The following is a 13,899-nucleotide window of genomic DNA, read 5'->3' on the forward strand; positions in this document are numbered from 1 at the left end:
GATGGCATCCGTACCGACTGATCCTTCTGCCAGGTGTCGGGCCTGCACGATACCTGGCTGCAGCTGCTCCGTTCCCACCGCTTCTGCTGCCAAGTGTCGGTAGCTCACCGATCCGTCTTCGATGGCATCCGTACCGACTGATCCTTCTGCCAGGTGTCGGGCCTGCACGATACCTGGCTGCAGCTGCTCCGTTCCCACCGCTTCTGCTGCCAAGTGTCGGTAGCTCACCGATCCGTCTTCGATGGCAAGGGAATGTACTGCCCCTGCGCCCATATGTTCCTTGCCTACTGCCCCCTTGGCGATTTTGGATGAAAAGATGCTTCCATCCGCCAGCTTGCTGGACGTAACAGCCTGATCCTGGATTTTATCCGTTGTCACGCTTTCCGGTGACAGCTTAAGGGAAGTCACCGCATGATCTGCCAGGTGAACAGGAGACACAATCGCCGGGTTCAGATGCTTGGAGTGAATGCTTCCCGCCGCAAGCTGATCGGATGTGACCGAATCTTTGACCAGCATTTCGGTCTGAATAATCCCCCGCTGCAGATGTTCGGTTGAGATGGCACCTGGACGGATATGGCGGGATATGACTGCGTCATCAACGATCACTTCCGAGTTTACGCTCAAATCCGCCAATTGCAGACTGCCAACGGCACCTGGACGGATATGTTCGCTGCTAACTCCCTCTGCAGCAAGGATGTCACCGCCAACCGATTGTTTGGCCAGCTTTGCAGCTGTAATGCTCGCATCGGCCAACTTCTCTTCCGAAACCGAAGCGGTCTGAAGTTGGCTGTTTCCAACAGCTTCCTTTGCAAGATGTTTTTCCTCAACTGCTCCAGGGGCGATATGACTGCCCTGAATGGAAGATTGCTGCAAATGCCTGGATTCTACGCTATTCTGTGCCAGATGGTTCCCTCGAACGGCTTCCTGACGGATATGTTCTACGGTCACAGAATCCGGGGCAAGCTGCCCTTCCTGAACTGCACCCCGTGCTATATGACGTGTTTGGATCGCTTCATTGGCGATCTTGCTTGGAAGTATGCTCTGATCGGCAATTTTCGAAGAAGTGACGGTCTGCTCCACAATATGGACGGTTCCTACGGACTGCTCTTCCAGCTTTACGGAACCGATGCTATGATCGGCAATATGCACGGCAGTAATCTCACTTGCACCAATATGACTTCCATCTATGGTTCCTTTCGCAAAATGAATGCCCATCACCGCTGATGGGGCTATGATTTCCGAAGTTACAGCCCCCTTCTGAAGATGGCGATCTGTCAAGGATTTCTCGGCAAGCTGCCCGGAACCAATGCTGCCCGCCGCTATTTGCCCGCTGCCTATGGAGCCGTCCGCGAACAAATCTCCTGTAAGGGATTGGCTCCGGAGATGGAAGCCGTCAATAGAGCGTTCTTTGATTTTCTCCCCGCCGATTTCGCCGTCGCGGATCTTCGATGCCGTTACGGCCCCATCCGCCAACTTCGAGGTATCCACGGCTTCATTCGTCAGATGATGGGCGCGGATGCTTGCACCGGCAATTTTACTTTCCGTCACGGCTTCATTCTGGAGCAATTCACTAGAGATGACCATTTCGGCAAAATGACGGGAGCGAATGGATCCGTCAGCAATTTTATCCGCTGCGATCGCCTGATTCTGCAGTTTGGCTGACGATATACTGCCTTCGCTGATTTTATCGCCGTCGATGGAATGGTCCCGAAGCTTGCTTCCGCTGATTGAGTTATTTACCAAATGCTCTTCCGTAATCGATAGCGGTGCAATTTTGGAGGCCGTAACGGCACCTTCGGCCAGATGGATTTGGGCAACAGCATAATCGGCAATAGCCTCGCCATCCACGGCGCCATTTTTTATTCTCGCCGAGTCAACAGCTCGGAGAGCTATTTTGGAGGTGATCACGGCCCCGTCGCTCAAATCCTCCGAATAAATAAATGGCTGCGCCGTGTCCGGCAGCTTCTTTTCGGCAATGATGTCCTCCTTCACCTGTTGTGTCATACCTATCTCTTCGACCAATTCCTCGGCTGCAGTGTCTAGGGTACCTATGATTACCTCTTCAAGCTCTTCTATTTCTTCAGACTCTTCTATCCCTTCTATCCCTTCTATCTCCTCTATCTCTTCCCACTCTTCCTGACTTACCTCTTCATACTCCTCTTTGCCTACCGTTTCCGGATGTTCGGAGATTTCGCTCTCCGGCAAGGTTTCTGAGGTAACTGAACTGACCAGGGCATTCGCATCTTGATTCTTAGGTTCGTATATCCTGATCGGTTTGTCGATCAAGCCCAGCTCATGCAAATTCGGATTATCTACATAGTAACGGCTTCTGCCAGCTTTATTGGACCGTTTGTTACCCTTATTTTTCAAGTGTTATCGCTCCCTTCCTGACGGTATCATCCTTTGGCATCATATGCGTCGGAATAGGCCTTTGTCACTGAAGATCCAGCTTTTGCATCATTTCATGCCAGCGTGCAGCAGTGTGCTTCCATTGAAAATATTGTGCAGTTCTCAATCGCCCCGCCTGCCCGAGCGAGCGGCGCAGCTGTTCATCACAAAGGAGGCGGATCAGCGCAGGACCCAACCCCTCTTCTAGTGTGGTTTGCGGCAGCAAAATACCGGTGGCAGCATCCTCTACGATTTCCGGTATACCACCCGCATCGGATGCAACAACAGGTACCGCTGAAGCCATCGCCTCTACATTAACCAGTCCGAAGGCTTCTCCTTCAGCGGAAGGAACGACAACGACATCTGCCAAATGGTACCAGTATGAGATGGCGGGGTAGGAGACAAATGGAACAAAAGTCACATGGTTTGAATAGAGCTCTGCCAAATCATGTAAATGGACTTCATAGGCGGTCCTGCGGCTGGAGCTGTAAAAGGGGCTTCCGACAATAAGCACCATCACGTCCGGCACAGCCTGGACGATCTCCGGCAGGGCGCCAAGAAGATGATGCACCCCTTTGATCGGCAGCAATCTTCCCGCATACATAACCACGCGTCTTCCCTGCCATCCCTTGTTCACCAGCTTCGATTCGCGCAAGGCTTCGGAATACGGGTTCCAACGCGGCATGAAATCCAGCAGGCTCACACCAAGAGGATTCACGCTAATCTTGTGAACCAGAAGGGGATGACGGACAGCAAGCTCCTTTTTCAAATACTCGCTGTTCACTACAATTTCGTCCATTGGCAGCAGCATACGTTCAGCGGTCAGCCGATCAGCATAAGGCGAAGAAATATAAGTAAGCGAGTGGATGGTTGAGACAACCTTGGCCCCAGGCATTGCCTGTTTGATCCGGCGGGCCAACCAAGGACGGTTCTGTACGTCGATAACCCCGGGCTTCCATTCCAGCAAAGAACGGATGACGCCGGAGGCGTAACGGGTTCCGCCCTGCAACCGATACACCGGTAGTCCTCCGTCGAGGCTCCCTTTCACCGGCTGGTTTGGTTCCTGTACGCCATAAATCCTGATGTCGAAGCCTTCGGGCACCAAAGGCAGCATCTGCTCCACCACCCGCTCGACGGAGCTGCTCCGGCCTGATGGGATAAAAAATGAACCCGGCGTCACGACGGCAGCCTTTTGCTTTTGCACCTGCTGTTTCCTCCCATCCCGCTATATGTTTTTTATCTGAAATCGAGAATCTTCTTGCTCTAGCCTATACAGGTGATGGGTATCGCGGTGACACTCCAGGTGGATCAGCAATAAAAATAGGCGGCGCACGGACGGACAAACGTCCCTTACTGACATGAATCATGCCGCATAGACTATACAACCAAAGGAACGCCATTAGGCAAGGAGGGATATAACATGTGGTTTTCTTATGTCGGTATCCTACTGAATGCAGCCATGCACCGAGGAATTCCGCATGGAAGAACCGGGCAGGAATCCCTTGCCAATTATGAGGAAGCCGCCCGTATTTACGGTCTGATTCCATGTTACATCCGGCTTCAGGATATCAATATAGGAAGCGGACAATGCACGGGATACGTGCTCAGTGAGGAAACTTATAAGCCCATCCGCCTTCCCATTCCGCGTATCATTCATAACCGGGCCATCTATCTGGATGCAGGCTCGCAACATAAAATCAATTCCCTGATAGGTCAGGGTTATGTCATTTTCAACGCTTTTAACCGTTACGGAAAAGATGAAATCCATCAGCTTCTTCAAAAAGATCCGCTACTGTCGCCCCATCTTCCGGAAACCCGAAATGCCACATCCTCTTCCATTGCGGAAATGATGCGGCATTATGATGATATTATTATGAAGCCTTGCGCCGGAAGCATCGGACGCGGCATATTGCGGCTGCATAATTCAGGTTCCGGTTGGAAACTCACCTATTCGCCAAGCGGAAGGTCTCGTGGCTGGAGGACGGTCGCACTGCGTCAAAAGATGCTGCCGGCAATTCTCCAAAGACGTGTTGCCGCCATTCCTTACCTGGTTCAGGAGCGAATTCCCCTGGCGGAGTATAGGGGTCGGCCTTATGATCTGCGCATCTCCGTTCAGAGGGGAATCGACGGACACTGGAGCATTACCGGCATGTACGCCAAAGCCGCTTCCTCACGCACCTTTGTGTCGAACGTCGCGCAGGGCGGCAAAGCGATGTCCGTTGAGACCGTTCTAAGTGAAAGCCTCCCCAATCTATCCTCCGATAAGATCATGGCCGATGTGCGGAAGCTGGCTCTGCGTATCGCCGAAAGGCTGGAGTTTCATCTTCCCTACGCTGCCGATTTCGGTCTCGATATCGGGCTTTCCACATCCGGAAAACCCTATTTTATTGAATGCAACGGGCGCGACCAGCGTTACGGCTTTTGCAAGGCCGGACTCAAAGAGCTATGGATGGAGACATACCGCCAGCCCATGGCTTACGCCCGGTATTTGCTCAGCCGCTAATGTTCGCCAATCATGCCAGAGGACGCCAATCCTCAGGCATGGTAGCGGACATCCGTGATGCCCAGCCAAGGGAAATGGAGCGCGGCGGCATAGGCGGCGAAAGAAGCGAGGACAAGCAGCATGAGGACGATTCCGTCTATCCAGCAAATTCTCGAAGGGTAAAAGTAGGTCCGTTCCCTGCCCCCTTGTCCCTCAAACTGCTTGGCTTCCATGGCAACCGCAACGCGGTGGGCACGGCGGATGCTCTGAGATAACAGTGGAACTGCGTACATCCGAATATGCTCGGCCAATCCCTTCAGACCTTTGCCCCTTATCCGTGCACCCCTGACCTGGAGCGCCTGCCTACGGATCAGAAATTCCTCCCACACCATCGGCAGCAGCCGGATTGAAGCCATAAAGCTGTATGCATACCGCGGTGCCAACCTGAAGCTTTGCATCAACGCGTAGAAAAGTTTCACAGAAGGAGTCGTGCTTACGAAAAGAAGCCCTTCGGCTGCAAAAGCGATGGATCGAAAGCCCAGATGAATCCCTCTGTAAAAGCTTTCCTCGGTGATGCGTACCAGCCCCCACTGCCACCATAAGGTATCCCCTTTGCCAAATAAAATCATGGTACTGGAGGAAGAGATGAAGAGCAGCATAAAAGGCAGGACAATCAGCAGCGTTTTCCTGACCGGGAAGCCGCCAAGAATGAACAGGAGCAGGGTATAAACCGCAGCTTGATTAATCGCAAAATCGATGCTGCGCGTCTGCACGGTGACCAGAAACAACACGATGAATAAGACAAGCTTGAATGCAGGATTGGCACGCTGCAGAATCGTAGCGCGGGAAGGCGTCAGCAGCTCGATCATGTCCCCACCCGCCTTTCTTCGTGTAGTCCCGCATCCGGCCGTTCATTAACTACGCCATCCAGCACCTCCCAGACACGGGTGGCGGCATGCCGGACGATCCCTTCCTCATGCGTCACCATGACAATGGCAGCTCCCTTCGCCTGCATTTCCAGGCAATAATCCAGGATCGCAAATGTGTTTCTGGCGTCCTGTCCAAAGGTGGGTTCATCCAGCAGAAGGATTGGTTGCCCGCACACGACGGCGGCGGCTATGCTTAATCTTCTCTTTTGCCCCATAGATAGCTGATAGGGATGACGCTGCTCCAAGCCCTCCAGATGAAAGGAACGAATAAAACGACGTGAGGTTTCATCCACCTGATTCAGGGATGTCATCCCCGGGTTCTTCAAGGAAAATCCGATTTCCTCCTGCACAGTCTCCGCTACAAACTGGAACTCGGGATTTTGGAATACATAACCGATCCGGTCTGAAGGCGGACAGACCTTTTTTCTCCGTTTCCGACTAGCACCGGCTGTTTCCGGGATTCCTTCTCCGCATAACACATATTGCCCGCTGAAACGGAGAAGACACATCAGACTCAGCAAAAGGGAGCTCTTCCCGGCTCCGTTCGGACCGGTAACCGCAATAAAATCCCCCGGATAGACCTCAGCTGCCTCAACATAAATAACCGGACGGTTCGCGCGAAAGCCCGTATATTTCTTCAGTGCTAAAAGCGGAGTCAGACCGCTGCGTGATGCAGAATTTTCGGCTTCGGCCTGCCGGATCTCCATCAGCCGGATGAAATTCTCCCAAACGCCCGGATACCAGATGCCATACTGCGCAAGCTCCCGCCGGAAGGTACGGAATATCCACTCCGGGCTGCCGTCTCCAATAATGCTCCCGTCTGGAGAGAATAAAATAATCCGGTCCATTCGGTCCGCAATTTCTTCAAGGCGATGCTCCACCACCACCAACGTGCGCCCTTCCGCCGCATGCCACACGGCTTCCCACATCTGCTTCCTCCCATCGGGATCAAGAAGCGCGGACGGTTCATCCAGAAAAATAACCTCCGGCTCCAGAAGGAGCACCGAAGCCAGCGCGAGCCGCTGCTTCATGCCCTGGGACAGGCTGTCCACCGGCACATGAAGCTCATCCGGATGCAGTCCGACGGCATCGAGCACCTCCCGCATCTGCCGCACCATATGCTCACGCTCGATTCCGCGGTTCTCGAGGACAAAAGCCAGCTCTTCATCCACGTAGGGCATGCAGAACTGAGTGTCCGGGTCTTGAAAGACATATCCTCTGGATGCCGGAACTATAATTTCATCCGCTTTGAGCGGCACCTCAATGACATGCGGAATCAGTCCTCCCAGAATTTGCAGAAGAGTGGATTTGCCGCATCCGCTGGGTCCGAGCAGCAGAACCCTCTCCCCCTTTTGAATCGATAGGGATAGATCCTTGAATATAAAGCTGCCCTCTCCCGGAAATTTAAGCCGGAGCTCCGTTACGGATGCCGCAACCGTATCCCCTCCTTTTCCGGCAGTGCCATGGTTAATCATGGTCCAGTGCTTCATAATCCCGTTTGGACACCGGACGGAGCAGCTGCGTTACGCCTGTAGCTTCGAGTGCCTTCGCAAGCGCAAACGCCAGATACCCTGCCAAAATAGCCGAGCTGACGATACGAAGCGCGTATTTAAAGAGCATCATCCAAAGCGTATAATCCGTCACGTAGCCGTAATATACATCCACCAATAGAGATCCGAGCGCCGCCGCGGCGCCCGCAAACGCTGCCGTTCCCATTCGGAAGCTGCGGTAACGAAACACGGCGAAAATCAGCTCTGCCGCAAGCCCCTGCACCAAGCTGTACAGCACCAGTTGTATGCCCCACTCGCTGCCAAACATAATTTCCACATGAGCAGCCGCAACCTCTGCCAGAATGGCGACCCCAGGTTTGCGTATCAACAGCATGGCCAGTGTCGGCGCTAGAAACCATACCCCGTATACAAGCTCATCCGCCTGAAAAAACAGCGGTTTAAACAGATCGTACACCGAACCCCAAAAATGATACACAACACCGATCACGAGCGACAGCAAAATCGTTACCAGCAAATCGCTCAAACGGAGCCCCTTTCGTTTTTCCATAGTCAATGCGTGATTCATCTTACATCTTCCTCTCCTTTTTTTGAAAAACAGGCATTAAAAAAACCGCCTGGATATGCAAACAGAGACGGTCAAATAAGCCCCGGAGGGGACTATCACGAATTCTCTACGCTGGCATTATCCAGTTCAGATACCCGGTCAGCAGCGGACAACAGCTGCAATCTCAGCCTGATTCACTCAAGCTCCCGCATTCCATATGTAACAGACGAACCTTTCGCAAAGCTTGTACAAGCGAAGGCATCCGTATCCTGGTTCCAAAATACACCAAATCCTGCTTTGTTGGCAATAGAAAAAATCAGCGGCCGATGTCACTTACCTATCGTTATTGCTTAAAACGGTATTCTATGTCAATATATTTCAGAGTGTTCAAAAAACAGCATTTTGCAAAATTCGATCCCGGCCGCATCCTTTTGCAACCAACTAACGGCTGTTTACGTTAAGCTTATATATCGTCATAGCACCATCCGAAGGGAGATTAAGCATGGCAAAAGAATTTCTGAGACTGATGACAGAGCTCTCCTCGAGAAAGTGGCTTTCTGCATTGATGGGACGCTTCTCTCACAGCAGACTCAGCCGGGGAATCATCCCTACTTTTATCAAAAGCTATCAAATCCCCGCCCATGAGGCGGAGAAGGAAATACATGAATACCGAACCTTGAACGAGTTTTTCTCGCGCCGGCTGAAGCCGGGCATGCGTCCTGTCGCGGAAGGCTCTGATGTCCTGACAAGCCCAGTCGACGCCAAAATTACGGCGATGGGCGAAATCAGCACGGGAACGATCCTGAACGTAAAGGGACAAGACTACTCCGTGGCGGAACTGCTGAATTTTTCTCCTCATCTGGAGTTGTACAAACACGGATATTTCTTTGTTTTATATCTCAGCCCGACGGACTATCACCGCATACATTCGCCTGTCACTGGCGTCCGCACGGAAAGTGAGCATATTAAGGGACGCGCTTACCCGGTAAACGAATTCGGGATGACCCAAATGAAGTCGGTATTATGCCGGAACGAGCGGCTGATTACCTATATCGCCGGCGAATATGGTGAAGTGGCTGTCGTCAAAGTGGGTGCTATGAACGTGAGCAGCATCCGATACAATGATGAGTCCGTGTCACGCTGGAACAACGGCGATGATCTCGCCTATTTCGAGTTTGGATCAACTGTCGTGCTCTTAACCCAGGATGGAACCTTTACCCCTCGTTCAGATCTGAAGCACGGAGATCAGGTGAAAATGGGGCAGCTTCTCGGAACGCTTCATCCCCAGCTCCCACGCTCGAAAGGTTAACTACGACCGCCTGAGCACAGAAGCCATCATTCTCTGAAAGAGGCGACCCGGCAGTGCCGCCTTGGCTCCCAGGGTAAGCCTGGTGCTGCGGGGCAGCGCGTACCGGAATGCCGGACGCTTCTTACAGGCAATATGCGCGACCATCCGGGCGACCTCTTGGGGGTCGCCTCCTTGTTGTGCGCTTTTTTGCGAGAAGGCAAGCACTTTGTCCAGCATAGTCTGATAAGGTGATCCGGGTGCCGTACTCATTTGGGTGAAGCCTTTGTCCCAAATCGGCGTGCCATAGGCTCCCGGCTCCACCATAACGACATCAATGCCGAATGGCTCTGTCTCCAGCGCAAGGCATTCGCTGAAGCCTTCCACCGCGAATTTAGAAGCAGCATATGGACCGTAGCCCGGGAATCCGATCCGGCCGCTGATGCTGCTCATCTGGATGATCCGGCCCTTCCGCTGTTCCCGCATCAGGGGAAGCACCGCCTGTGTCACTCGCACCATCCCGTGAAAATTCGTATTCATCTGCTCCTGCCATACCTCGGCAGGCACGTCCTCAATAAATCCTCCGTATGCCGTCCCTGCATTGTTCACAAGTACATCCAAACGGCCATGTTGATTCTTTATGTATGCCGCAGTCCGCTTCACTTCGTCCTCACGGGTTACATCCAGTTGGACGATATGAACCCGGGCATTCACACCCGCCTGCTCCGCAGCATCCTTCAGCTTGCCTGCTGTCTCCATTCTACGGATGCCTGCAATCACAACAAAGCCGCGCAGCGCCAGTTCGATGCAAGTCAACAAGCCGAAGCCGCTGGAGCTGCCGGTTACCAGAGCAACCGGATCTCCTTGACATGATGTCATCATATCCCCTCCTTACACAGGAATGGCGTTGAATAAAAACGGCTTTCCATCCAGATAATGACGGATCAGCGACAAGCTGTACGGCTTGCTCTCCCGCAGCTCTGCCGCTTCCCATGGGTGCGGAGCATGGAAACTTTGGTTTTCTATCAACGATTTGATAAAAAAGGTTTCCAGCGAATGGACCGCATCCGAATCAGAGGGAAGAGGCAGAAGGCTCTCATAACCGTCCAGGAACATTTGCCGCTGCGCCGGATACAAGCCTATGAAAGCCTGCGCCAGATCATATGCATAATAGCCATATCCGCAGCGCCCAAAATCGATAGGGAACGACTCACCGTCTTTGAATACCAAATTTCCCTGATGGAAATCAGCGTGGATCATACCGAAGCGATGCCCGTCCCTTGGCATTCCAGACATATGGGCTGTGATTTTGCTAGCGGCTTGCTCATACAGGCCAAATTCCTCTGCTGTCAGGAAACAGCGGTAATGCTTTTGGAGTCGATCTACTTCCTGCTCGAACCTCTCTATTCCCCAAGTGGGACGAATAAAGCCCTCCGAAGGATGGAATGTCTGTGCTGCCTCATGCATCCTGGCCAGCAGAACCCCCATTTTGCGAACCAGGCTCTCGTTGAAATTCCCTTCCCAGTGTTCGCCTTCAATCCATCTCAACACGGATACCTTCCAGCTTTGTCCCCGTTCGGTTTCCACTTCAGTAACATAAGAGCCTTCCAGATTGGCTACTCCTGTCGGAACCGTTAAACCATGGTTTGCCGATAAATCATCAAGCCATTCTAGTTCCGAAGAAATTTCCCGCGAAGACGCCGAGCCCGGATGAATGCGCAGCAGATAGGAACTGGCAGCTCCATCCTCGATTTTATAGGTCACATGCTCCGAGACCTGAAGGAAAATAAGATTCTCTTCATGTAAATCATATTGCTCTAGCGCAGCCGTTAAAGCCGCTTCGGCCTGGACTAGCAGCAATCTTCGGCTGTCTTCCGTATCTGCATTAAATGCTTCGTTCATTGTTTGTATGCCCCCTCGTCAATATCTGCATTATGGCTGTATTGGTAGAATAACATATTTGCTGTAATCCTTTTTTCATTTGGGTACCGAGTAATCAAAAAAAGCAGCCACGGCTCCAAACTCCCGTGCTGCCCTTTATAATCAATACGTTCTCAAAACCACAAATCCATTGCAGGCTCGCTGGCCTTGTACCGGCGCATCCGTGTCCGGACCACGCTGCGGCCGCCATGGAAAATTTCGCGTCTGCGTATTCTCCGTCTGTACGTCATCCGCGCTAACCCCCCTTCGTTTCATGAACCATGTTGTGTACTTCACCCTATTTACCCGAGCTTGACATGGCCGAAACAAAACCAGGATTAACGGATTTCCGAAGGCTTTTTGCCTGTATACTGCTTAAATTGCCTGCTGAAGAAAAAGATATCACGGTAACCCAGCGCATCCGCTACTTCCGTCACATTCATTCCCGCATGCAACAGCAGATGCTGAGCGCGCTCGATTCTTGTCCGTATGATATAGGACTGTACCGGCGTTCCAATCAGCTCCTTGAACTTGATCGAAAAATAACGCGGGGAGAGGCCGGCACGGGCCGCAAGATCCTCGACGCGGTGAGGCTTGCCAGGATGCTGCTGAACGTAATTCGCAATTTCGTGAATCACTTCGGTCAGCTGGTTGCTGACTTTCTTCTCTTCCGGCTGCTCGCGGTCATGCCGCAGGAGATGGATCATCAGCTGCTTCAAGATCAGCTGTCCTTCCTCTTCGGCGGCAAACGTGTTGACAAGGAACAGCCTCACGTATCTGGCAAGCATATATTCAAAATCAACCGTATCCGTCAGGCGACGGTAAGGCAGCGGTACCTCGCTTACCGGCTCGGATATTCTGAAGTGGCTGTATGTAAGCACAAGAGGCTTCTGCGGATTATGAATCGCGCTCGTATGGTCTCCGGGTCTGAACAAAAAGCAGCTGCCCTTGCCGACCTCAAAAGATTCATCGTTGCGGATGACCGTCCCTTCGCCGCTCCACACATAAAATAGATCGTAGTTTTCAAGCGCTTTCTCGCGCTTTTGCCATTTCCACCCCGGCTCGCATACAATCTTCGCTAAAGAAGGCAGTATTTGAAAAGAAGATGGCGACGCATGCAGCATGTCGTCATTCCCCCTTGCTTATAAACTAAATTCACCTTGTTACATGCTGTAAATTCGAAATATTTACCTACTGATCCGCAGGTTAATACATACTTTGGATCACATATATGTACATCATACTCTTTCACGAGAAATTTTGCACATCCTGCCACGCAGCGCGCATTCTGAGGATTCCGTCCGTAATTCGCTCCTCCTCCAGATGAGCAAAACCGAAGCAGGCCGCGGGAGGCCCTTCATTCAGCCAGTATACCCTGGCATCCCGGAAGCAGATCCCATGCCGATGTGCCGCTTCATAAAACGCTCTGTATTCATCAGGCGATTTGCGCCACTCTGCATACACGTGCAGACCCGCATCGCCAGGCATCAGTTCAAAAAGATCGCCCATCTGTTCCTTCATCATTTCTGAGAAATGCCGATGTCTGGCACCGTAGAGCCTCGTCAAACGGCGTACATGCCTCATGTATCCCCCTTTGGACATAAATCGGGCAAGAGCCCGCTGCTCAAGAAGTCCGGGAGACATCGGTTCATACAAAGATTTGGCGCGCATTGCGGCCGCCACCAGTCCTTCCGGCAGCACCGCGTAGCCCAGCCTGAGCCCCGTGAACATTGTTTGAGAGAACGAGCCGATATAGATCACCCGCTCCTGCGTGTCCAGCGCCTTAAGCGGTTCAATCGGCTTGCCTCCGAACCTGAACTCGCTGTCGTAGTCATCCTCAATAATAACCGCATCATGCCGCTGTGCCCAATCGAGAAGCTCGCGTCGCCGCTCCAGGCTCAATACAGCTCCCGTAGGATATTGCCGGCTGGGTGTCACGAAAAGTATTCCCGCTTCCCAGTCCTTCGGCACAATGCCCTGCCTGTCCACGGTCGCAGGAGTGGCGATTCCTCCGCAGGCCTTGATGGCTCTGCGGATTCCGTGAAATCCGGGATCCTCCACCACAGCCGTCTCCCCCTCATTCATCAGCAGCTGGAACAAAAGTACAATGCCCTGCATCGAACCGCTGAATAAAACGATATGCTCCGGCCGAGCCATAATTCCGCGCGTCACGCGCAATTGGGCCGCTATGGCCTCGCGCAATTCACTATCTCCTTCCGGGGGAGCCTTATGCTGCAAACGGCTTCCTTTGCGGCCGCCTGCATAAGAAAGTGCGCTCCGCCATTCCTCATACGGAAAACGGCCCATCTCAAGTGGCTGATTTATGAAGCTGATTTCTGCCTGCTCCGCCGGATCCACGGGAATCCGCGGCAGTTGAAGCAGCCGTTCGCCCCAGTTTGAAAGCTTCACTGGCGTCTCCTTCATTTTTTCCTGCGGACGGGGCGAATAGCCTGCATGCGTAACAAAGGATCCCCTGCCTGTCTCGGCATGCACATATCCTTCTGCCATCAGCATATCGTAGCTCTGGGCCACTGCTCCCCTGGATAAGCCGTACAGTTCTGCCAGCTCCCGGGTCGAAGGCAGCTTCATTCCGCCAGGTAACCGCCCATCCTGAATCGCTTCCCTCAAAGCGTGATAAAGCGCCAAATACTTGAAGCGGTACTTATCGAGATAAGCTTCCATGTGGAGCGTCAGATCCATGTCCTTTACCCTCCCCTTCCATGACAATCCCCTCTGCCATTCGCTGACAGCAGCTGCATTGATATCTTCACAATAAATTGGACTATAAATTTTAATCTAAATTGGATCTTTTTCCTTGTCAATGACTCCGTTATGATGTC

General features: G+C 52.5%; 10 protein-coding genes, 1 pseudogene and 1 riboswitch. Of the genes and pseudogenes, 2 read left to right on the forward strand and 9 right to left on the reverse strand.

The window, feature by feature from the left end; all coding sequences use genetic code 11:
* Both GRF59_RS24995 and GRF59_RS30170 read right to left on the reverse strand, forming a co-directional pair.
* A pseudogene (locus GRF59_RS24995) lies at positions 1 to 2,370 on the reverse strand (WIAG-tail domain); the annotation flags it as partial.
* 64 nt (positions 2,371 to 2,434) lie between these two features.
* Complete coding sequence (locus tag GRF59_RS30170; protein WP_160500456.1) at positions 2,435 to 3,592, reverse strand: glycosyltransferase; 1,158 nt, start codon at positions 3,590 to 3,592, stop codon at positions 2,435 to 2,437.
* 216 nt (positions 3,593 to 3,808) lie between these two features.
* Between GRF59_RS30170 and GRF59_RS25005 the strand changes: the two genes are divergently transcribed.
* A complete protein-coding gene (locus GRF59_RS25005; protein WP_160500457.1) occupies positions 3,809 to 4,891 on the forward strand; it encodes a YheC/YheD family endospore coat-associated protein in 1,083 nt (360 codons plus the stop codon).
* A 32-nt stretch (positions 4,892 to 4,923) separates the two neighbouring features.
* Here GRF59_RS25005 and GRF59_RS25010 read toward each other — a convergent pair whose 3' ends face one another.
* The 3 genes from GRF59_RS25010 to GRF59_RS25020 are packed head-to-tail and all read right to left on the reverse strand — an operon-like array spanning position 4,924 to position 7,857.
* Entirely contained in the window at positions 4,924 to 5,736 is an 813-nt protein-coding gene (locus tag GRF59_RS25010; RefSeq protein WP_160500624.1) for an energy-coupling factor transporter transmembrane component T family protein, read from the reverse strand.
* Positions 5,736 to 7,289, reverse strand: a complete 1,554-nt coding sequence (locus tag GRF59_RS25015; RefSeq protein WP_237392039.1) for an ABC transporter ATP-binding protein — start codon at positions 7,287 to 7,289, stop codon at positions 5,736 to 5,738. The genes GRF59_RS25010 and GRF59_RS25015 overlap by 1 nt, the downstream gene beginning before the upstream one ends.
* Positions 7,267 to 7,857, reverse strand: a complete 591-nt coding sequence (locus tag GRF59_RS25020) for an ECF transporter S component (RefSeq protein WP_237392040.1) — start codon at positions 7,855 to 7,857, stop codon at positions 7,267 to 7,269. Before GRF59_RS25020 ends, GRF59_RS25015 begins: the two co-directional genes overlap by 23 nt.
* A 104-nt stretch (positions 7,858 to 7,961) precedes the next feature.
* A riboswitch (TPP riboswitch) is annotated at positions 7,962 to 8,074 on the reverse strand.
* A gap of 282 nt (positions 8,075 to 8,356) precedes the next feature.
* Between GRF59_RS25020 and asd the strand changes: the two genes are divergently transcribed.
* A complete protein-coding gene (gene asd, locus GRF59_RS25025) occupies positions 8,357 to 9,163 on the forward strand; it encodes an archaetidylserine decarboxylase (protein ID WP_160500460.1) in 807 nt (268 codons plus the stop codon).
* Here asd and GRF59_RS25030 read toward each other — a convergent pair whose 3' ends face one another.
* From GRF59_RS25030 to pdxR, 4 genes are all read right to left on the reverse strand, one after another.
* Positions 9,164 to 10,018: an SDR family oxidoreductase gene (locus GRF59_RS25030; RefSeq protein ID WP_160500461.1), complete on the reverse strand. Its 855-nt coding sequence runs from the start codon at positions 10,016 to 10,018 to the stop codon at positions 9,164 to 9,166. It lies immediately after the preceding gene.
* Positions 10,019 to 10,030: 12 nt separating this feature from the next.
* Positions 10,031 to 11,041 carry a phosphotransferase enzyme family protein gene (locus tag GRF59_RS25035; protein WP_160500462.1) on the reverse strand — a complete coding sequence of 337 codons (1,011 nt, stop codon included), beginning with the start codon at positions 11,039 to 11,041 and terminating at the stop codon, positions 10,031 to 10,033.
* Between the two features lie 356 nt (positions 11,042 to 11,397).
* Positions 11,398 to 12,183 (reverse strand): AraC family transcriptional regulator, encoded by a 786-nt coding sequence (locus GRF59_RS25040; RefSeq protein WP_160500463.1) that lies wholly within the window; start codon positions 12,181 to 12,183, stop codon positions 11,398 to 11,400.
* A gap of 124 nt (positions 12,184 to 12,307) precedes the next feature.
* Positions 12,308 to 13,759, reverse strand: coding sequence for a MocR-like pyridoxine biosynthesis transcription factor PdxR (pdxR, locus tag GRF59_RS25045; RefSeq protein WP_160500464.1), 1,452 nt, complete (start codon positions 13,757 to 13,759; stop codon positions 12,308 to 12,310).
* Positions 13,760 to 13,899: the final 140 nt, after the last annotated feature.

Source organism: Paenibacillus dendrobii (genome assembly GCF_009807035.1).
GTDB classification, from domain to species: Bacteria; Bacillota; Bacilli; order Paenibacillales; family Paenibacillaceae; genus Paenibacillus_AQ; species Paenibacillus_AQ dendrobii.

Excerpts from the sequence above, each read along its gene's own strand:
- asd (WP_160500460.1), top strand. The coding sequence starts at position 8,357 with ATGGCAAAAGAATTTCTGAGACTGATGACAGAGCTCTCCTCGAGAAAG.
- GRF59_RS25015 (WP_237392039.1), bottom strand. The coding sequence starts at position 7,289 with ATGAAGCACTGGACCATGATTAACCATGGCACTGCCGGAAAAGGAGGG.
- GRF59_RS25020 (WP_237392040.1), bottom strand. The coding sequence starts at position 7,857 with ATGGAAAAACGAAAGGGGCTCCGTTTGAGCGATTTGCTGGTAACGATT.
- GRF59_RS25040 (WP_160500463.1), bottom strand. The coding sequence starts at position 12,183 with ATGCTGCATGCGTCGCCATCTTCTTTTCAAATACTGCCTTCTTTAGCG.
- GRF59_RS25005 (WP_160500457.1), top strand. The coding sequence starts at position 3,809 with ATGTGGTTTTCTTATGTCGGTATCCTACTGAATGCAGCCATGCACCGA.
- GRF59_RS25035 (WP_160500462.1), bottom strand. The coding sequence starts at position 11,041 with ATGAACGAAGCATTTAATGCAGATACGGAAGACAGCCGAAGATTGCTG.
- pdxR (WP_160500464.1), bottom strand. The coding sequence starts at position 13,759 with ATGGATCTGACGCTCCACATGGAAGCTTATCTCGATAAGTACCGCTTC.
- GRF59_RS25030 (WP_160500461.1), bottom strand. The coding sequence starts at position 10,018 with ATGACATCATGTCAAGGAGATCCGGTTGCTCTGGTAACCGGCAGCTCC.